This window comes from Streptomyces sp. NPDC002130, from assembly GCF_040296465.1.
Classification (GTDB): domain Bacteria; phylum Actinomycetota; class Actinomycetes; order Streptomycetales; family Streptomycetaceae; genus Streptomyces.
In genome coordinates this window covers 1-21360 of record NZ_JBEOXI010000038.1, presented here as the reverse complement: position 1 = coordinate 21360, position 21360 = coordinate 1, and the positions used below count along the sequence as shown (strand labels likewise).

Sequence of the window (21360 nt, the reverse complement as noted above, 5' to 3'; positions counted from 1 at the left end):
AAAAGAAGGTCAGCGTGCCACCGCCGAGCAGTAGGTCTGGTCACTCGCCAGCAGGTTGCGGTGAGTATCCTCCGCGGCGATGACTCCGTCGTCCAGGACCAGCACCCGGTCCGCCGCGTCCAGGAACGCCGGGCTGCTGGTGATCACGATCGTCGTGCGGCCCCGGCGCAGCTTCGCCACGTTGCGGGCGATGAGCTGTTCGGTGACCGCGTCCACCGCCGTCGTCGGGTCGTGCAGGACCAGGACGTCGGTGTCGGCGGCCAGGGCGCGGGCCAGGGACAGGCGTTGGCGCTGGCCGCCGGAGAGGTTGGCACCCCGGTCACGGACGCCGTAGTCGAGGCCCTCGCGGTGCAGGGCCACGACATCGGTCAGCATGGAGGCCTCGACGGCGTCGGGCACGGTCCGGCTGGTGCCCGACGGGTCGATGTTCGTGCGGAGCGTGCCCGCGAAGATCTCCCCGTCGTACGGGTTGACCAGCAGGTGCTCACGGACCGCCTCGACGGAGAGGTCGGCCAGGTCCCGGCCGCCGATCCGTACCGTTCCCGCGTATGCGGTGGGCGGGACGCGCACGGCCAGGACGGCCGCGAGGTCGGCCGCCGCGCGGGGCTGGTAGGGGGCGATGGCGACGAACTCGCCCGCCTTCACGCGGAACTTCAGGTCGGTCAGAGTGCCGTGGCGGACGCAGTCGATCTCCAGGTCGCCGCCCGGGGACGGGCGTTCGGAGCCCGGCGTCATGACCGGCGGGGCCGACAGCACCAGCGCCATCCGCTCGGCCGACGCGCGCGCGATCATCACGTACTTGGGCATCTCCGAGAACAGCTTGAGCGGCTCCATGATGAACTGCGCCAGGCCCACCGCCATGACGAGTTCGCCGATGGTGATGCGGCCCTCGAACGCCAGCCAGCCCGCCGTCAGGGTCACGGCGCCGGCGAGGACGGCGTTGAGGGCCAGTGCGGTGCCGGCATAGGCGCCGTTCACCTTGGCGACGGTGATCGACTGGTGCTTCGCCTCGGTGCTGACCTTCCGGTAGGACCGGAACGCCGCGTGGTTGCCGCCGAAGCCGTGCAGCGGGCGCAGGCCGGTGATCAGGTCGGCGACCTTCGCACCCGCCCGCGCCACGCTCGCCTGCTGCTCCTGGGTGCTGCTGCCGATCCGCTTCGACATCACGCTGAGGACCGACAGGATCGCGACGGTGCCCACGATCACCAGCAGGCCGAGCCGGACGTCGGCCAGGCCCAGCGCGACCGCCGCGACCAGCACCGCCACCAGCGAGCTGATCAGCAGCGGCACCACCTCGATGATGTCGGCGGTCTGGTCGGCGTCCTCGGTGGCGATGGTCAGCACCTCGCCGGATTTGAGGTCGACGTCCCGGGCCACGGGCTGCAGGCCGCAGGCCGCGACCTTCACCCGCCAGCGGTGCGCCTCGGTCGTGTTGGCCTTCTGCAGGATCCGCATGCCGAACCGCCACGACAGCGAGACCGTCGTGATGATCACGGCCAGGGCGCCGATCGACAGGGCGAGCGCCTGGAGGCTGCGGCCGTCCCGCATCGTGTGTTCGACGATCAGGCCGAGTGCGATGGGAAAGGCCGTCTCACCGGCCTGGTAGAGGCCCATGAGGAGGGTGCCCCAGGCCATCGCGCCGATGTTGCGGCGCAGGGCGGTCCGCAGGATGGCGGCCCCGTGGCGGGGCCGCTGCGTGTCAGTTTTCATCGAGGTGGCGGGCAATCGCTTCCGGGGTTCGCAGGGTGAACAGATCGCGGATGGTGATCACAGGACCGTACTCGCGGCGGAGCAGCCCGATGAGCCGTACCGCCAGCATGGAGTGTCCTCCCAGGGACACGAAGTCGCTCACCGCGCTCACCTCGTCGTCGTCCAGGTCCAGTGCCTCGGCGAAGTACTCGCACACCACGGTCTCGGTCTCGGTCCGCGGGGCCCGCTCCCCCGCCGTGGTCAGCGCGCCCAGCGGCTTGGCCTCGGGCAGTGCCTTGGTGTCAGCCTTGCCGTTCACCGTCAGCGGGATGCCGTCGACCTGCGCGTAGTGGGTGGGCCGCAGGAAGTCCGGCAGCCCGGCGCCCACCTCGGCGGCGACCGCCGCGAGTTCCGCCCCCTCCAGCACCAGGTAGGCGGCCAGCCGGTGGGCGCCGTCGACCTGGGGGTCGGGCTGGGCGACCGCGGCGACGAACCGCACCGCCGGGTGCGCCGCGAACACGGCCTCCACCTCGCCGAGTTCGACCCGATGACCGCGGATCTTGACCTGCTGGTCGGTGCGGCCCAGGTACATCAGGTTGCCGTCCGGCCGGCGGACCACCAGGTCGCCGGTGCGGTACATGCGCTCGCCGGGCTCGCCGAACGGGCAGGCGACGAAGCGGTGCGCCGTCTGGGCGGGCTGCCCGAGGTAGCCGCGTGCGATGCCGATGCCCGACACGTACAGCTCGCCGGGCACCCCGTCCGGCAGCGGCCGCAGCCAGGGGTCCAGGACGTACACGTCCGTGTTGTCGATGGCGACGCCCACCACCGGGTCCTGGCAGTCGAAGGTGCCGACGCCGAGGGTGTTGATGGTGTACTCGGTGGGCCCGTACAGGTTGTAGCCGACCGTGCCCTCGGTCTCGGCGAGCCGCTGCCACAGCGTCGGGGTGACGGCCTCGCCGCCCAGCAGCACCAGCGCGGGCCGCCGTTCGGGCTGGTCCAGCAGGCCCTCGGCCACCAGCTGCTGCGCGTAGGTCGGGGTCACGTTGACGACGTCGATCCCGTGCTCCAGGCAGTACTCCACCAGCCGGGGCGCGTCCCGCCGCAACTCCTCGTCGCAGATGTGCACTTCATGGCCGTCGGCGAGCCACAGCAGCTCCTCCCACGACATGTCGAACGCGAACGACACGGTGTGGGCGATCTTGAAGGCCCGGTGGCCGTGCTCGGCCAGCACCGGCTCGAAGATCCGGCGCTGATGGTTGATCAGCATGTTGGTGAGACCGGCGTACTCGGTCACCACGCCCTTGGGCTTTCCGGTGGAGCCGGAGGTGTAGATCGTGTACGCGGGGTGGCGCAGGCGGTCGGGGTCGTCCGGGGCGAACGTCACGAACGGCTCGGCGTCGGGAAGCGGCCGGTCCAGTTCGATCAGGTCGCCGGTCAGCCGGGGCGAGACCGCACTCACGGTGAGGATCACGTCCGGGCGGGCGTCGCCGACGATGGCGGCGATCCGCTCGTCCGGGTGGTCCAGCTCCAGCGGCACATACGCGGCGCCGACCCGCAGGACGGCGAACAGCGCCGCGATCCAGTCGAGGGAGCGCGGGATCGCGAGACCCACGGTCGTCTCCGGGCCGATGCCGCGCGCGGCGAGCACGCCCGCCACCGCCCTGCTCCGGTCGCGGAGTTCGGCGAACGTCATCGTCGAGCCGTGGGCGACGAGCGCCACGCGCTGCGGGTCGCGGTCCGCCGCCTGGTCGAACCGGTCGACGACGGTGTCCGTGCCGACGTCGGTGCGTACGGCCGGCTCGGGCACCGCGCCCAGCCCCCGCAGCGCGCCGACCGGCCCGGTCGCCCGGGACAGGTCCTCGAGCACGCTCAGGTAGTCGTCGAGGAGACGGCGGGCGTTGCCGGTGTCGCCGTCGCGGTACTCCAGCTTGACCGTGAGCCGGTCCCCGGGCGTGACGACCCAGGTGAACGGATAGTGAGTGGAGTCGTCGGCCTTGACCGAGGTGATTCCGTGCCGGGCGTTCATCTCGGCGAACGCGTCCATGTCCAGGAAGTTCTGCAGCACGAACAGGTTGTCGAACAGGGTGTCGTGCCCGCTGGCCCGCTGGATCTCGCCGAGCCCGAGGTGCTCGTGCTCCATCGCCTCGACCCGGGTCGCCTGGACGGCCGACAGATAGGCGCGGACCGACTGCTCCGGGCGGGCCCGGGTCCACATCGGCACGGTGTTGAGCAGCACGCCCACGATGTCGGAGCGCCCCTCGCCCTCGCGGCCGGAGACGGTCACGCCGAACACGGCGTCGGCGCGGCCGGTGTGCGCGCCGAGCAGCAGGCCGAACGCGCCGGTCAGCACCGAGTTGAGGGTGACGCCGTGCACCCGGGCCGCTTCCCGCACCAGGTCGGACTGTTCGGCGGACAGCGAGTGCACGAGGGCCTTCGGCAGGTCGTCCGAGAAGGCCGGCGCGGGCCCGGCGAGCAGGGTGGGGCCGGGCAGGGCGGCCAGCCGGTCCGCCCAGAAGCGTTCCGATCCGGCGGAGTCCTGGGCGGCGAGCGCCCGGGCGTACTCCTCGAAGCTCGGCGTGGCCGGTGTGTCGTCGAGTGGCTCGCCGGCGAGGACGGCACGGTAGGCGTCGAACAGGTCGCGCAGGACGATCTCGCGGGACCAGCCGTCCCACAGCAGCAGGTGGTAGCTGAGCAGCAGGCCGTCCCGGCCGCCGGGCAGGTGCACGACCGTCAGCCGGATCAGCGGCGGCTCGCCCGGGTCGAACCCGGTGTCGCGGTCCCCGGCGCGCAGGGCGTCGATCTCCGCGTCCGTCGCCAGGTCGACCGTGCGGACGTCGACGCGCCGGCCGGCCTTGAGGACCTGTACCGGGTTGCCGTCGTCGTCGGTGGTGAAGCCGGCGCCGACGACCGGGTGGCGCGCGATCACATGCGCCATCGCCTCGGCCAGCGCGCCGGTGTCCAGGCGCCGGTCGAAGGTGAACCAGTTCTGTGCGACGTAGTGCCCGGCCGAGCCCGCCAGCTGGGCCTGGAAGAACAGGCCGCGCTGGAGCGGGGTGACCGGGGCGGTGCGCTCGGCCGTCGTCGCGGCGTCCGCGAGGTGCTTCAGGGCGCTGCGCCAGTGCTCGGTGATCTCGTCGGGGACGCCCTCGGCGAGGACGAACTCGGCGAGCAGGCTTCCGGTGACCTCGTCGGTCCACGCGTTGACCTCGACGGCGTACGGGCTGCGCTGGTCGCCGCGAGTGAGGTGCAGCGCCTGGGACTCGCTGCCCCGGCCGAGGTAGTTGAACAGCACCTGCGGGCGGGCGGTGAGCAGCGGGGCCGTCTGCGGGTTGAGGTACCGGAGCAGGCCGTAGGCGACGTGTCCGTCCTCGTCCGGCTGACGCTCGACGACTTCGCGCGCGGCGGCGACGGGGTCGGTGTGCGGGGTGAGCCGCACGGGTGCGATGGAGGTGAACCAGCCGACGGTACGGGTGTAGTCGTGCTGTTCGCGTGCCGGGACCCTGCCGTGCCGCTCCAGGTCGATCGCGAGGTCGGTGGGCGACGGCTGGATCCTGGTCAGCGCGGTGCGCAGGGCGCCGCAGAGCAGCTCGGTGAGACCGACGCCGAGTGCGGCGGGCGCGGTGCGGGTGAGGCGGTCGCTCACGTCGGGGGCGAGTACGACCGTCGTCTCGCGCAAGTGGCCGGGGTCGGGCAGCAGTTCGGGGGCCTGGAGTGTCGTGAGCCAGCGGCCGAGGTCGTCGACGGCTTGTGCCGACCGGAGCGTCATGGCTTCGGCGTACTCGGCGTAGGACGTGGTCGGCGGGGCCAGGTTCTCTCCGCGCAGGGCCGCCGCCAGGTCGTCCAGAAGGATCAGCCAGGAGACCGAGTCGACGGCCAGGTGGTGCACGGTGACGACCAGGGTCCTGCTCGCCTCCAGCCACGCGAACGCGACGACGTCCCCGGACTCGGGGTCGAGCCGTCCGGCGGCCTCGTTCGCGACGGCTGTCGCGTCGGTGGTGTCCGGGCGTACGACGGTGATCTCGCGGGCGGGGTCGGTGCGGAGGGTCCACACGCCGTGTCCGGTACCCAGCCTCAGTCGGAGGGCGGGGTGTGCGGCGACCACGGCGGTCGCGGCGCGCACGGCGTCCGTGAAACCGGTGCCTTCGGGGGCCTTCAGTGTCCTGGCCTGGGCGAAGCGGGTGAGGGAGCCGCCGAGTTCGCGTTGGCGGAGGATGATCGGGGTGGGGGGCAGCGGGCCGTCTTCGCGGTGGGTGGTCTCCGGAGTGGCCCGGGGTGTGTTCGTTTCCAGGTGTTCGGCCAGTGCGCGGGGGGTTTTGAGCAGGAAGACGTCCCTCGGGGTGAGGGGCAGGCCCAGGGTTCGGGCCCTGTTCACGACCGTGATGGCGATGATGCTGTCGCCTCCGGCGTGGAAGAAGTCGGTGTCGGGGGTCACTTCCGTATCGGTCAGCGTCTCGGTGAAGATCTTGGTGAGTGCGGCGACCGCGGTGGTTTCTTCTGCGGGTGCCTTGTGGCTGGTCGCGCAGTTCCCCGCGCCCTCGAAGGGGCGCTCAGCCAGAGCCTTTCGATCCAGCTTGCCGTTCACCGTCAGCGGTAGGGCGTCGATCGGCAGCACTCGGCCCGGGACCATGTGTACGGGCAGCTTCTCCGACAGCCGGCTCTCGAAGTCGTCCGGCACCCGGCCCACCACATGCGCCACCAGATGGTCCCCGGTGTCCGCCACCGTCACCGCCACGTCGGTCACGCCGTCCAAGGCCCTGATCGCCGACTCCACCTCGCCCGACTCGATACGGAAGCCCTTGAGTTGGACCTGACCGTCGGCGCGGCCGGTGAAGTGCAGTTCGCCGTCGAGGGTGCGGACGGCGAGGTCGCCCGTGTGGTACATGCGGGAGCCGTCGGCCGCGAACGGGTCGGCCACGAAGCGGCCCGCGGTGAGGCCGGGCCTGCCCAGGTAGCCGAGCGACACCTGGTCGCCGGCGACGTAGATGGCGCCCTCCCGGCCCGGCGGCACCGGGCGCAGCCGGTCGTCGAGGAGGTAGGTGACCAGTCCGGGGATCGGGCCGCCGATGGGGCTGACGTCGTCCCCGGGGGCGAAGTCCTCGTCGGTCAGCACCCGGTGGGTGACGTGGACGGTGGTCTCGGTGATGCCGTACATGTTGACCAGCTCGGGGGCGGCCGTGCCGTGCCGCTCGACCCAGCCGCGCAGCCGCCCGAGGTCCAGTGCCTCGCCGCCGAAGATGATGCGGCGCAGGGCGGGCAGCGGTTCGCCGGTGAGCCGGTCGGCCTCGATGAACTGGTAGAAGGCCGAAGGGGTCTGGTTGAGGACGGTGACGCCGTGCTCGCGGACCAGCCGGTGGAAGTCGACCGGGGACCGCGTCAGGCCGTACTCGGGCACCAGCAGCTCACCGCCGTGCGCCAGCGCGCCCCACAGCTCCCAGACCGCGAAGTCGAAGGAGAAGGAGTGGAACTGGACCCAGACGTCGTCGGGGCCGAAGTCCATGGCGGGTCGGGTGTTGGCGAGCAGGGTCACCACACTGGAGTGCGGGACGACGACACCCTTGGGGCGGCCGGTCGAGCCGGATGTGTAGATCACGTAGGCGGGGGTGTGCCAGTCGGGCTCGGGGCCGGGCTCCGTGAGGACGGGCGAGGCCTCTTCGCCCTGCACCAGTACGCGTGCGGGCACCCCGGCCCGGGCCAGGAGTCGCGTGAAGCGGTCGCGCTGGTCGCGGTCCACGAGGACGACCTGGGGGGCCGCGTCGGCGAGGATGTACTCCAGCCGTTCGTCCGGGTACGCCAGGTCCAGCGGGACGTACGCGCCGCCCGCGCCGATGATCGCGACCAGGGCGACGACCTGCTCCAGGGAGCGCGGGACGGCCACGGCGACCCGTTTGCCCGGGCCGGCTCCGGCCGCGCGCAGGGCCGAGGCCAGGCTGGTCTTCGCGTCGGACAGTTCGCCGTAGGTCAGGGAACGGGTGGTGCCGTCGAGTCCGCACTGGGTGACGGCGGTGGCTGCCGGGTCGCGGCGGGCGGCGGTGTCGAACAGTGCGCCCAGGGTGGTCGGGGTGATCGGTGCGGGGCGCCGCTCGCTGTCGGGCGTCAGGTCGTCGACGGGGGTGTCGGGCCGGGTGAGGAGGCGGGTCAGGGTCCCGCTGAAGGTGTGCAGGACCGCCCGGGCGGTCGACTCGCTCAGCAGTTCGTTGTCGTGGATGAGGTTGAAGCGCGGCCGGCCGTCCGGAGTGCGCTCGACCACGAGCGTGAGCGGGTAGTGCGGAGCGCCCTCGTTGACGAGGGCGGTGATGGCCAGCGTGTCGCCGGGGCGCCGGAGCGAGGTCACGTCGGTGGCCACGTCGAACACCACGAGCGTGTCGCAGAGGGAGCCGGAGCCCGCCTGGCGGCCGATGCGTGCCAGGGAGACGTGCTGGTGCGGCAGGACGGCGCTCTGGTGGTCGCGTACGGCGGTGAGCAGGTCGGCCGCGGTGGTCGCGGGGGTCCAACGGGCACGTACGGGAACGGTGTTGATGAACAGGCCCACCATCTCCCCGATGCCGGGCACGTCGGCGTCGCGGCCGGAGACCGTGGAGCCGAACACGACGTCCCGGCCCTGGAGGATGCCGCCCAGGGTGACGGCCCAGGCGCTGTGCACGGCGACGCTCAGCGGCACGCCGGCCTCGCGGGCGGCGGCGTCGAGGTCGCCCTCGGGTTCCATGGCGGTGTCGGCGAACCGGTCTGAGGGCGTGTGTCCTTCGGCGATCAGTGAGGGGCCGGGCAGTCCGGCGAGCTCCTCGCGCCAGACGCGGTCGCTCTCGTCGGCGTCGCGTCCGGCGAGCCAGTGCACGTAGTCGGCGAAGCCGCCCAGCGGGTGGACGGTGCCCGGCGCGTGGTACTCGGCGAGCAGCGCGCGGAGCATGGGCGGCACCGACCAGCCGTCGGCGATGATGTGGTGCACGGTCTGCACCAGGACGTTCCGTCCGGAGCCGGCGCGAACGAGCGTGTATCGCATGAGGGGGCCGGTGGCCAGGTCGAAGCCGGTGCGGCGGTCCCGTTCGGCGAGGTCGCGTATCTCCTCGTCGGTGATGCCGGGGCGGTCCAGGGTGGTGAAGGGGGCCTGGAGGCCGTTCTCCAGGACGGAGACCACGCGGCCGTCGGTGAGTGCCGTGAAGCGGGCGGCCAGGTTCGGGAACAGGGTGAGCAGCCGGGTGGCCGCCGTCGCGAGCCGGCCGGCGTCCACCTCGCCGTCGAGGGTGAGCAGTTGCTGCTCGACGTAGGCACCCGCGGAGTCGTCGTCGAAGACCGAGTGGAAGTAGAGGCCTTCCTGGAGCGGGGTCAGCGGCAGGATGTCCCGCAGGCCCGGGCTGTCCAGGGCGTCGACGTCGGCCTGGGTGAGCGGTACGAGGGGGAAGTCGCTGGGCGAGTGGCCGCCCTGGTCGAGTGCGGCGAGTCCGGTCAGGGCCGTGCGGAAGTAGTCGGCGAGTGTCGTGATGTCGGCGTCGGTGAACAGGCCGTCGGGCCAGGAGATGGTGGTGACCAGCTCGTACGCGCCGGACGCGGCGGGTTCGGCGATCGCGTTGAACTCCAGGGCGCGCGGCAGGCGCATCCGCGGGTCGCGCTTCTCGCCCAGCTGGCCGGTGGTGCCGGCCAGTTGCCAGTCGCCGGGTGCGCCTGCGGCGAAGCGGCCGAGGTAGTTGAAGAGCACCTGGGGCGCGGGGGCGTCGAACTCGCTGTGGGTGAGGTAGCGCAGGGCGCCGTAGGAGACGCCGTTGTCCGGTACCCGGGCGAGGTCCTCCTTGACCGCCTTGAGGGCGGCGGTCAGGTACGCGGGGGTGGTGAGGTCGGCTGCCGTGCCGGGGTCCACGGTCACCGGGAAGAGGGTGGTGAACCAGCCCACGGTCCGCGACAGCTCCGGCTCGAAGCCGGCCGAGCCCGCCACGAACTGTCCTTCGCGGCCGTGGCCTTCGAGCTCGATGTGGGCGAAGGTCTGGTCCTGGCCGAGGTCGCGCCGCCGCCGGGCGAGGGCGACGGCGAGGGCGGTGAGGAGGACGTCGTTGACGCCGGCGTGGAACTTCGCGGGGATCTCACCCAGCAGCGCGGCCGTGACCTCGGGGCCGACCGTGACGGTCCGCAGGCGTTCGCCGGCGACGGTGTCCGTGTCGGACAGGGCGCGGTGGGCCAGCGGCTGGTCCTCGCCGGGCAGGGGGCGCCGGTAGCAGGAGCTGTCGGCGTCGAACGCGGCACGTTCCAGCAGCTGGGTCCAGCGCCGGAACGACATTCCCGTCGGGGGGAGTTCGACGGGCTCGCCCGAGCCGAACTGCCGCCAGGCGGTGGCCAGGTCCTCCATGAGGATGCGCCAGGAGACGCCGTCGACGACCACGTGGTGGGCGACGAGGACGAGTTGGCGTGCCTCGGGGCGCCAGACGGCCCGGAGCATCACGCCGTTCGCCGGGTCCAGTCCGGCCGTGGCGAGGGCGATGCACTCGTCGAGCGGCCGGTCGCTGCGCTGCCAGCCGGGCTCGGCCCGGTCCGCCTCGGGGATGTCGAAGCTCCAGCGGCTGCCGCGCACCAGTCTGGCGCGGAGCATGTCGTGTCGGGCGACGAGCGCGGTGAGGATCGTGTCGAGGGCGTCGGCGGTCAGGCCCGCGGGGGTGTTCAGGACGACCGACTGGACGAAGCCGTCGACGGCGTCCGTGGTCTCGCCGAGCCACTGCACGATGGGTGAGCCGACGACGGTGCCGGTGGCGACATCGGCGTGGTCCACGGTGGAGACGTCCTCGCGGCTCGCGACCGCTGCCAGCGCGCCCACCGTGCCGTGGGTGAAGATCTGCCGTGCCGTGACGTGCAGGCCCCGCTCGCGCAGTGCGCTCAGCAGGGAGATCGCGAGGATGCTGTCGCCGCCGAGCTGGAAGAAGTCCTGATCGACGCCGACCTCTTCGAGGCGCAGCACCTCCGCGACCGCTGCGCACACCGCCCGTTCGTCGTCGGTGGTGGGGCGGGCGAGGGAACTCGTGCCGATCGTGGGCTCGGGGAGCGCGTTGCGGTCGAGCTTGCCGTTGGCGGTGAGCGGGAACTCCTCCATCACCACGATGTGGGGGGGCACCATGTACTCGACCATGTGCGCGCCGGCCCACGCCTTGACCTCGTCGGCCCGTAGGTCCTCGCTGCCGGCGGTGGGTATGACGTAGCCGATGAGGTAGGTGCCGCCGGCCGTGTTCTTCTTCGCGACGACGCAGGTGTGCCGGACTCGGGGGTGCTCGGCGAGGCCGACCTCGACGTCCTCGATCTCCAGCCGCATGCCGCGGATCTTGATCTGGTTGTCGGCGCGGCCGAGGAAGTCCAGCGATCCGTCGGGGGCGAAGCGGGCGAGGTCCCCGGTGCGGTAGAGACGGGAGCCGTCGTTCGCGAAGGGGTTGGCGACGAAGCGGGACGCGGTCAGGCCGGGCGCGCCCACGTAGCCGCGGCCCAGGAGGAAGCCGCCGACGTAGAGTTCACCGCCGACGCCGACCGGGACCGGGCGCAGTTCGTCGTCCAGGACGTAGAGCTGGGTGTTGGGGTTGGCCTTGCCGATGGACGTCGACAGGCGTTCCGCGGCGCCCCGGTAGATGACGTGGGAGACGCCGATGGTGGTCTCGGCGGGGCCGTAGCCGTGGTACATGGGGATGTCGAGCCTGGTGCGGAAGCGCTCGTACAGCTCGGGGGTGAGGACCTCGCCGCCGCACCACACGTGCCGCAGGCTGTCCAGGCGGCCGGAGTCGCCGGCCATCTCCAGCAGCACGTCCAGCATGGACGACACCAGGTACGTGAAGGTGACGCGCTGCTCGGCGATGACGCTCAGGAGGTGGTGCGGGTCGCGTTCGCCGCCGGGCCGCAGGACGACGAGGCGTCCGCCGGAGACGAGCGGCAGGAAGATCTCGTTGATGGAGATGTCGAAGGACAGCGGCGCCTTGAACAGCGAGGCGTCGTCGTGGCCGAAGCCGAGGATCTCGTTCACCTGCCACAGCAGGCGCTCGCTGATCGCCTCGTGCCGGATCATCGCGCCCTTGGGCCGCCCGGTCGAGCCGGACGTGAAGATCACATAGGCCAGCGCGTCACCGAGGACGGTGACGCCGGGCCCCTCCGCCGGGTACGAGCCGTACCGCCAGTCACCCAGGTCGACGGCCACGGCGTCCGGTTCGGCCGGGTCGTGCTCGCCGGAGGCGTTGAGCTGGACGACGACCCGGGCGTCCTGGATGACGACGGCCCGGCGCGCGGCGGGCCACTGCGGATCGAGCGGTACGAAGGCGCAGCCGGCCTGGAGCACGGCGAGCAGCCCGATCACCATGTCGGCGGATCGGGTCAGGGAGATGCCGACGACCTGTTCGGAGCCGAGTCCGCGTGCGAGCAGGTGATGGGCCAACTGGGCGGCGTGCTCGGCCGCTTCACGGTAGGTCAGCGTGCGGTGTTCGTCGACGACGGCCACGGCGTCCGGTCGTGCGCTCGCCTGACGGTGGAACATCTCCACGATGGTGGGGCGGTCCCGGTCGGCCCGGTTGTCGTTCCACTCGGCCAGAACCCGGAGTCTGGCCGCCACGCTGGACGGGCCGATGGTGCCCAGCGGCCGGTCCGGGAAGTCGGCCAGGTCGTCCAGCGCCAGCTGTGCGTCCTCGGGGGTGACGCCCTCGGGGACGGTGATGCCGCGGCCGTCCGGGGTGACGTCCCAACCGCCGGACGCGGTCCCGCCGTTGTCGACCCAGCCGAGGACGTCGGCGAAGAGCGTGCCGGGCGCGAGGTCGATGCCCTCGGGGCTGCTGCCCGTCGCCCAGTACGACAGGCCGATGGCGCAGGCCTCGGTGATGGTCCGGTCCGGGTAGTCGCCGATCCGCCGGCGCACATCGGCCAGGCGTGTGGGGGAAAGCAGTGCGAGACGAGCGCGCGGTTCCATCATCGAAGACTCAGCGTCCCTTCCAGAATGTGGAGTTAGGCTAACCTAAATAAGGGTTGCCTAACTACCCTCTCGCCAGGCCCGCCACAGTCGTGCGTACCGGCCACCCAGAGCCACCAGTTCCTCGTGCGTCCCCTGCTCCACGACCCGTCCCGCGTCGAGCACGGCGATCCGGTCCGCGGCCATCGCCTGGGTCAGCCGGTGCGCCACGAACAGCGTGGTGCGGCCCGCGCACGCGGCCAGTACGGCCCGCTCCAGCTCGGCGGCGCCCTCGCTGCCGGCCTCCGCGGTCGACTCGTCGAGCACCACCACCGGCGCCCTGCCCAGCACCAGCCGCGCCAGGGCGATCTGGGCGACCTTGGTGACGTCCAGGCGCTCACCGCCTTCACCGACCGGGGTGTTCAGCCCGTCGGGCAGCGCGGCGACCCAGCCCTCCGCGCCGACCGTGCGCAACGCGTCCATCAGCTCCCCGTCGGTCGCCCCCGGCGCGGACAGCCGCAGGTCGTCGGCGAGCGGGCCGGAGAACACGTGCGTCTCCTGCGTCAGGATGCTGACCAGGGCCCGCGCCCCGGCCTCGTCCAGGTCGGCCAGATCGGTCGTCCCGACGCGCACCGACCCGGCCTGCGGGGTGCCGATCCCGGCGATCAGCGCGGCAAGCGTCGTCTTGCCCGCGCCCGTGGCGCCCACCAGGGCGAGCGAGCCTCCGGCCGGGATCGACAGGTCCACATCCCGCAGCACCGGCTCCTCGGAGCCGGGGTAGCGGAACGTGAGCCCCTCGACCGTCACCGGGTACACCCCCGCCCGGGCCGCCGTCACGGACTCGTCGCCGACCAGCCGCTCCTCGGCGGACTCCCCCAGCACCCCGACCAGGCGGGTCAGGCTCGCGCCCGACTTCTGTGCCTCGTCGAAGGTGAACATGATGGCGCCCAGCGGGGTGAACAGCCGGTGGAACAGCAGCGGAGCCGCCGACACCTCGCCCAGGGTGGCCGCGTCGGCCTCCAGCAGGGCGTACCCCACCACGAGGATCAGGACCAGACCGATGAACTCGGCACGGTTCTCCCGGCCGACGAACCGGCCGAAGAACCGGAACACCTCGATACCGAGCTCGCGCACCCGCCACGACTCGGTGGTGACCTTCTCGCGGAAGGCGCCCTCCAGGCGGTAGGCCCGGACCGTGTCGATGCCGTTCAGGCCGCTGATGAACGCCTGGGCTCGGTCGGCCTGGGCGACGCGCTGCTTCCGGTAGAGCGGGGCGGACCGGGGCAGGTACCAGCGCAGCGCCAGCGCGTACGCGGGCAGCGCGCCCGCACCGGCCAGGCCGAGCCGCCAGTCGAGCCCGAACATGCCGAGGGTCGCGATGACGACCAGCACGCCCGCCGAGAACACCGTGGGGACGGCCGTGCGGATGCCCTTGGAGATGACGGCCACGTCGTCTCCGACCCGGGAGAGCACGTCCCCCCGGCCGACCTGCTCGATCCGTGCGCTCGGCATGCCGAGCACCGCGCGGACGGCGCCTTCGCGCAGCCGCGCGAGCAGATCCGCGCCCAGCCGCCCGATCAGGTACGTGGAGACCGCGGTGGCCGCCGCGCCGAGCAGCGCGGCGGCACCGATGAGCACCCCGATCGTGACCAGGACCGAACGGTCCTCGTCCCCGACGACCCCGTCGACCACCCGGCCGAGCAGGAGCACCGGGAGCACCTGGAGCGCCGCCCCCGCGACCGTGGTGAGCGCGGTCGCGATCGTCAGCCCGGGCATCGCGCGGCAGTGCTCCGCGACCCAGCGGGCGGCCTCGCGTCCGGTCGTCGTGCGCAGGGCCGCCGGGGCGACGCGCGTGTCGGTGGTGCTCACTTCCCTACTCGACCGACTTGACGAGCTCGTCGATCGCGTACGGCATGGACAGCAGGGTGCCCTGGGAGATGGCCGCGCCGACCGCCGGTCCCTCGCTGTCGAGCAGGTAGGACACGTTGCCCTTCTTCACGGCGTCGAGGTTGGCGAACAGCTTGAACTTCTTCAACGCGTCGGTGTCGGCCTTGTCGTTGATGACGAAGATGTGGTCGACGTCGACGAGGTCGATGCGCTCGGGCGAGAGCGTGGTGTAGAAGTTGCCGCCCGCGACCTTGTCGATCTCGGTCTGGTACTTGTAGCCGATGCCCGTGACGAGCCGGCCGCGCACGTCGGTGGAGGTGAAGGGTGCCACCGAGTCCTTGTACCAGGACAGCGCGACGGCCCTCTCCTTGGCGAGCTCGGGGTGTGCCTTCTTGGCCGCGTCCAGCTGGCCCTGGATGTCGTCGACCATCTTCTGGCCCTCGTCGGCCTTGCCGAGGGCCTTGGCGATGTGCAGGGCGTTGTCCTGCCACGGAGCGCTGAAGGGCTCCTTCTCGCCCTTGGTGCGGGCCACCGTCGGGGCGATCTTGGAGAGTTTGTCGTAGGCGGCCTGGTCGATCTCGGAGTACACCGCCACGATCAGGTCGGGGCGAAGGGCCGCGATCTTCTCGTAGTTGGGGCCGGAGTCGCCGTTCTCCATGACGACCTCGGGCTTGGTGTCGCCCCACTTGTCCTTCACCCAGGGCCACTGGGTGTTGATGTCGGGGCTCTTGCCGGGCGGGTTCGGGTACTGGTCGACCATGCCGACGGGCTTGATGCCGAAGGCCAGGACGGTCTGGTCGTCGGTGTAGCCGACGGAGACGACCCGCTGGGGCGCCTTCTCGACCGTCGTGGATCCGAACGCGTGCTCCACGGTGACCGGGAAGTCGCCGGCGGCCGCGGCCTGAGTGCCCTCGCCCTTGTTGCCCGCGGTGTCCGACGAGCCGGAACCGCATCCCGCGAGGAGACCGACGCCGAGGGCGGCCGCGGACAGTACCGCTGTCAGCCGCCGCCATGGCCTTCCGGACGTCGTTCGATGGAGGAGCATCCAAATCCCCTTGCTTTCGCGCCAGTTCGCTGCACCCTCGCCTAAGGGCAGCCAAACCTTACCGTGCCAGGGTGAGGTTAGCCTAGCCTTACTAATCGTCCTGTGGCGGAAGGTGTCCCGGCTGCACATGGGCCCGCCCGATCGGCACGATGAGCGGCCGGTCGCCGACCGGGTCGTCGATCACCCGGGCGCGCAACCCGAAGGCCTCGTGCAGCAGTTCGGCGGTGACGACGTCACGAGGATGCCCCTGCGCCAGGATCGAGCCCTCCCGCATCACGACGAGGTGGTCGCTGTAGCGCGTGGCCAGGTTGAGGTCGTGCAGCACCATCACAACGGTGCACCCGGACTCGTGCAGATCGTCGACCAGGTCGAGGACGTCGAGGGCGTGTGCCAGGTCCAGATAGGTCGTCGGCTCGTCCAGCAGCAGCAGGTCGGTGCCCTGAGCCAGTGTCATCGAGATCCAGACGCGCTGGCGCTGCCCGCCGGACAGCGCGTCGACCGGGCGGTCGGCGAGGTCGGACACCCCGGTCATCGCCAGGGCGCGTTCCACCACGTCGGCGTCGTCGGACGACCACTGCCGCAGCCAGCTCTGGTGCGGGTGACGTCCCCTGGCGACCAGGTCGGCCACGGTCAGCCCCTCCGGCGCGACCGGCGCCTGCGGCAGCAGTCCGAGTTTCTTCGCCACGTCCCGGGTCCGGAGCCTGCCGATGTCCTCGCCGTCCAGGACGACCGTCCCACTGGTCGGCTTGAGCAGCCGCGACAGCGTGCGCAACAGGGTGGACTTCCCGCAGCCGTTGGGGCCGATGATCGTGGTGATCACGCCGGGCGGTATCGCCACGTCGAGCTCGTCGATGACGACCCGGCCGCCGTAGCCGACCGTGACGCCTCGGGCTGCGAGCCGCGAAGTGCCGCCGACCGCGGCCTCGGTGACGGACTGTGCGACCACGGGTCCCCCCTTGCTCAGGTTCAGCTGACTTTTGTACATCTACCGCACGTTCGCCCGTACCAGCAGATAGACGAGGAAGGGCCCGCCGATCGCGGCGGTGACCACGCCGACCGGGAGCGAGACCGGCAGCGCCGTGCGGGCGACGAGGTCCGAGCCGGTCAGCAGCAACGCGCCCGTCAGCCCCGAGGCCACCATCGGCGGTGTGGGGCAGCGCGCCAGACGCATCGCCACCTGCGGTGCCACCAGCGCGACGAACGGCACCGGGCCCGCCGCGCTCACCGCCACACCGGCCAGCAGCACCGCGCACAGCAGCAGGACCGCCCGCACCCTCGCGTACCGGACGCCCAGGCCCGCGGCGACCTCGTCGCCGAAGTGCATCGGCCTGAACTGGAAGGCGACGCAGGACACGACGGCCAGGAGGGCGAGTCCGCACCACAGAGCCGTCGAGACCTCGCCCCAGGAGCGGTTCTCCAGGGAGCCGACCAGCCACGCCTGGGCCCGGGCGACGTCCCTGATGTCGGCCGTGACGAGCAGCCAGGTCGTGATGGCCTCCATCACGGCGCTCACCGAGATGCCGATGAGGATGAGCCGGAAACCGTCCACTCCGCGCCGCCAGGCCAGGAGGTACACCAGCAGGCCCGTGCCGAGCCCGCCCGCGAGCGCCGCGGCCGACAGGCCCACGGAGTTGACGACCGCCGCGGCGGTCCCGCCCGAGACCGTCACCAGGAACACCGCGACGGCGCTGGCCCCCAGGGTGATCCCCAGGACGTCCGGACTGGCCAGGGGATTGCGCGCGATGGCCTGCGTGAGCGCCCCGGACACGCCGAGGGCGACGCCCACGACGAGTCCGGCCAGCGCGCGCGGCATCCGCAGGTCCATGATGACGAACTCGTCGACCTGCTCACCCCGCCCGAAGAGCGTGGCGATCACCTGCGGGAGGCCGATCGGGAAGTCCCCGACGCCGATGGACACGCAGAACACCAGGAAGGCCGCCGCCGCGAGCAGCAGCGTGACGCACAGGAGCCAGGGCCGCCAGACGAACGACACCCGGCCGAGCCGCACGCCCGGCGGCAGGGACGGCTTCACATCGGTCAGGTTCATGCTTTCCTGAACTTTCCGCGCCACACGAGCACCGCGAAGAAGGGGGCGCCGAGTAGCGCCACGAGGACGCCGGCGTCCAACTCGCCCGGCCGCACCACCAGTCGGCCGACGATGTCGCACAGCAGCAGCACGACGGCCCCGAGCAGACCGGCGTACGGCACCAGCCAGCGGTAGTCCGGGCCGGTCAGGTACCGGGCCACGTGGGCGACCATGAGGCCGAGGAAGGCGATGGGGCCGCACGCGGCCGTCGCCGCGCCCGCCAGCAGGGTGATGGCGGTGATGCCGACGGTCCGGCTCAGCGCGATGTTCACGCCCAGACCCCTGGCCACGTCGTCGCCCAGGTTGAGCAGGTTGAGGGAGGGCAGCGTGGTCAGGGCCAGCAGGAGACCGGCGCCGATGAACGCGGTCACCGGCCAGATGACGTCGAATCCGGCACCGGCGAGGGAGCCGGCGTTCCAGAACCGCAGGGCGTTCAGCGCCGCCTGGTCCGACAGCGCGACGGCGGTGGTCATCGCCGCGAGGAAGACCGTGACGCCCTGGCCGGCCAGGGCGAGGGTCAGCGGGTTGCCGGCCCCGCGTCCGATGCTCGCCAGACCGAACACCACGACACCGGCGACGGCCGCACCGGCGAAGGCGAACCAGACGTACTGGAACGGGTTGCCGAGCCCGAACACGGAGATCGCCACCACCACCGCGAACGAGGCACCGGAGTTCACGCCCAGCAGGCCGGTGTCGGCGATCGGGTTGCGGGTGAACCCTTGGATCAGCGCCCCGCCGACGCCGAGGGCGATGCCCGCGACGATCCCGAGGACCGTGCGGGGCACCCGTACGGTCTCGACGATGAGTCTGATCTCCGTGAGCCGCCGGTCGGTGTCCGGGGCGCCGAACAGTCCGTGCCACACCTCGGCGGGGCTCAGGGCGCGTGCGCCGACGGCCAGCGACAGGACCGCGGCGATCACGAGGACCGCCAGAAGGGTGCCCAGACCCACGACCCGCCGTCGGCGGGTCGGTGTCGAGCCCTTGACCGGGGGGCGCTCCACTGCAGCAGTCGTGCCCATGTCGACGTACGTTATCCCTTGCGCGGTGGGCGAGTTGACCGGACGGTGCCTGCGACGCCCGAAGGGGCTCGGGGAACGGCGCGACCGGCCACGACGGTTGTGGCCGATGGGAATCCCGGGCGCGCCGGGGCCGACCGCCACCCCCGGCGCCCTCGGCGGAACACCTAGCGGGCGGCGCTGCCCGTACCGTCGGCGACCGCGCGCGTCCGGTCGGCGGCGGGCTCGGCGCCGCGGCCGAGGAGGGAGTCCAGGATCTCGCCCACCCTGATGGCGGTGTTGGAGAGCAGCGACGAGGTGATGCCGTGTGTGTGCTCCGTGCCACCCTGCAGGTAGATGCCGCAGCGCAGGGAGGGGTCGGCCGCGATGCGCCAGTCGCGCTCGACGCGGACGCGGCCCTCGTCGTCGCGCAGGCAGCGGTCGGCGACCTCCCCGAGCAGGCTCGTGGGGTCGACGGGGCTGTAGCCGGTGGCGAAGACCACGACGTCCGCGTCCAGATCGGTCTCCTCGCCGGTGACCAGGGACGTCACCGTGGCGCGGACGCTCGACGGGGTCTCCTTGACGCCGGTGAGCCGGGAGACGTTGAGGAACCGCAGCCGCTCGGTGCCGAGCACCTTCTCCTGGTACGACTGCCGGTAGAGATCGTCGATGAGGTCGATGTCCACCACGGAGTAGTTGGTGTTGCCGTGGTAGTCCATCAGCCGGCGCTTGACGTCCTCGGGCGCGGCGAAGTACTCGTCGACGGCCTGCGGGTCGAAGATCCGGTTGGCGAAGCTGCTGTCGTCGGCCGGGCTGTAGCCGTAGCGGGAGAAGACGGCGCAGACCTCGGCGTCGGGGAAGCGGCGGTGCAGGTAGGCGACGTTCTCGGCGGCGCTCTGGCCGGCGCCCACGACGACGAACCGGGAGGGCGAGGTTCCCTCCAACTCGTCGACCTTCGCCAGCAGTTCGGAGTTGTGCCAGACGCGTTCGCCGCGCTCCACACCCTCGGGCATGAGGGGGCGCAGGCCGGTGCCGATGACGAGGTTGCGGGCCCGGTGGACCTCGAGGCCGCCGCCCGACCGGACGGTCACCTCCAGGTGGTCCACGACGCCGTCCCGGGTCACGGGCGCGACGCCGACGACCTCGTGGCCGTAGGAGACCATGTCCTCGACCCGGGCGGCGGCCCACTCGAAGTAGTCGTGGAACTCCACGCGCAGCGGGAACAGGTTCTTGTGGTTGATGAAGTCGATCAGCCGGCCCTTGCTCTGCAGGTAACAGAGGAAGCTGTACTCGCTGGCCGGGTTCCGCAGCGTCACCAGGTCCTTGAGGAAGGAGACCTGCATGGTGGCGTCGTCGATGAGCATGCCGCGGTGCCAGCCGAAGCGGGCTTGCTGCTCGAAGAAGTGAGCGGTGATCGCCTCCTGCCCTCCGACGCGGTCGTTGTGCTCGCGGAGCGCGATCGCCATGGCCACGTTGGACGGCCCGAAGCCGATACCGATCAGGTCGTGGACCGGTGATGCGTCACCAGGAAGAACCTGCGACATGTCACTCCCATCGTGCGGGGCAGCCGCGCGTGTCAGGTGTGGAGGGAACGGGAGACGGGCATGCCGACGACGCGGCAGGCCAACGAACTTAGGTGAGCCTAAGCTAAACCCGTTGAGGTGTCGACAGGGCAAAACGGACAGCCCTCGGCGGCGGGCTCCGTCAACTGACCCGCCCCGCCCACCCGTTGCACACTAAGGTAAGCCTTGCTTTACTTGCATCGGCCAACACCTTGCTCTGAGGAGGAACCCCATGCGGGTCGTCATGTTCGGTTACCAGACCTGGGGGCACCGCACCCTGCAAGCCCTCCTGGAGTCCGAGCACGACGTGGTGCTGGTCGTGACCCACCCCAAGAGCGAGCACGCCTACGAGAAGATCTGGAGCGACTCGGTCGCCGACCTCGCCGAGGAGCACGGCGTCCCGGTGCTGATCCGCAACCGCCCCGACGACGAGGAGCTGTTCGAGCGCCTCAAGGAGGCCGACCCGGACATCATCGTGGCCAACAACTGGCGCACCTGGATCCCCCCGCGCATCTTCGGACTGCCCCGCCACGGCACGCTGAACGTGCACGACTCGCTGCTGCCGAAGTACGCCGGCTTCTCCCCGCTGATCTGGGCGCTCATCAACGGCGAGCCCGAAGTGGGCGTCACGGCGCACATGATGAACGACGAACTCGACGCCGGCGACATCGTCCGGCAGGAGGCGGTGCCGGTCGGCCCGACGGACACCGCGACCGACCTCTTCCACAAGACCGTCGACCTCATCGCCCCGGTCACCATCGGCGCGCTCGGCCTGATCGCCTCGGGGCAGACCGAGTTCACCCGACAGGACCGCTCCCAGGCGTCCTTCTTCCACAAGCGGGCCGACGAGGACAGCCGCATCGACTGGAGCTGGCCCGCGGAGGACCTGGAGCGCCTGGTGCGTGCCCAGTCGGAGCCGTACCCCAGTGCCTACACCTTCCACCGGGGCAAGCGGCTCGACGTCCTGGCCGCGTTCGTCTCCGAGGGCCGCTACGGCGGCACTCCCGGCCGGATCTTCTACCGCGAGGGCGACGGCGTGGTGATCGTCGCCGGTGCCGACGCCCGCACCGGACGCAACCGCGGCCTGGCCATCACGCGCGTACGCACCGAGGACCGGCATGCTGCGCTCCTTGCCCGTCAGGCCCAGCTCGGCCAGCAGCGCCTCGCGCTCGGTGCGCGCCTGCTTCGGCGAGGTTCCCGCGAGCAGG

Annotated in this window: 9 protein-coding genes; 1 reads left to right on the top strand and 8 read right to left on the bottom strand. The window is 71.6% G+C overall.

The features are described 5' to 3' along the window. Positions 1 to 9: 9 nt before the first annotated feature. The 8 genes from ABT116_RS10080 to ABT116_RS10045 all read right to left on the bottom strand — a co-directional run bounded on the left by ABT116_RS10080 (position 10) and on the right by ABT116_RS10045 (position 20134). Positions 10 to 1710, bottom strand: a complete 1701-nt coding sequence (locus tag ABT116_RS10080; protein WP_351630435.1) for an ABC transporter ATP-binding protein — start codon at positions 1708 to 1710, stop codon at positions 10 to 12. Next, on the bottom strand, positions 1700 to 12601 hold the full coding sequence (locus ABT116_RS10075; protein WP_351630432.1) for a non-ribosomal peptide synthetase: 10902 nt from the start codon (positions 12599 to 12601) through the stop codon (positions 1700 to 1702). The genes ABT116_RS10080 and ABT116_RS10075 overlap by 11 nt, the downstream gene beginning before the upstream one ends. A gap of 57 nt (positions 12602 to 12658) precedes the next feature. Beyond that, positions 12659 to 14446, bottom strand: coding sequence for an ABC transporter ATP-binding protein (locus ABT116_RS10070; protein WP_351630430.1), 1788 nt, complete (start codon positions 14444 to 14446; stop codon positions 12659 to 12661). 4 nt (positions 14447 to 14450) lie between these two features. Then, positions 14451 to 15509 carry an iron-siderophore ABC transporter substrate-binding protein gene (locus tag ABT116_RS10065; protein WP_351630427.1) on the bottom strand — a complete coding sequence of 353 codons (1059 nt, stop codon included), beginning with the start codon at positions 15507 to 15509 and terminating at the stop codon, positions 14451 to 14453. 91 nt (positions 15510 to 15600) lie between these two features. Further along, positions 15601 to 16455: an ABC transporter ATP-binding protein gene (locus ABT116_RS10060; RefSeq protein WP_351630424.1), complete on the bottom strand. Its 855-nt coding sequence runs from the start codon at positions 16453 to 16455 to the stop codon at positions 15601 to 15603. Positions 16456 to 16494: 39 nt separating this feature from the next. Further along, positions 16495 to 17556, bottom strand: a complete 1062-nt coding sequence (locus tag ABT116_RS10055; RefSeq protein ID WP_351630422.1) for a FecCD family ABC transporter permease — start codon at positions 17554 to 17556, stop codon at positions 16495 to 16497. Beyond that, positions 17553 to 18614, bottom strand: coding sequence for a FecCD family ABC transporter permease (locus ABT116_RS10050; RefSeq protein ID WP_351630419.1), 1062 nt, complete (start codon positions 18612 to 18614; stop codon positions 17553 to 17555). Before ABT116_RS10050 ends, ABT116_RS10055 begins: the two co-directional genes overlap by 4 nt. Positions 18615 to 18778: 164 nt before the next feature. Continuing rightward, positions 18779 to 20134, bottom strand: a complete 1356-nt coding sequence (locus ABT116_RS10045) for a lysine N(6)-hydroxylase/L-ornithine N(5)-oxygenase family protein (RefSeq protein ID WP_351630417.1) — start codon at positions 20132 to 20134, stop codon at positions 18779 to 18781. A 250-nt stretch (positions 20135 to 20384) separates the two neighbouring features. Between ABT116_RS10045 and ABT116_RS10040 the strand changes: the two genes are divergently transcribed. Next, positions 20385 to 21360, top strand: a 976-nt coding sequence (locus ABT116_RS10040) for a methionyl-tRNA formyltransferase (protein WP_351630414.1), incomplete at its 3' end; no start/stop codon positions are given.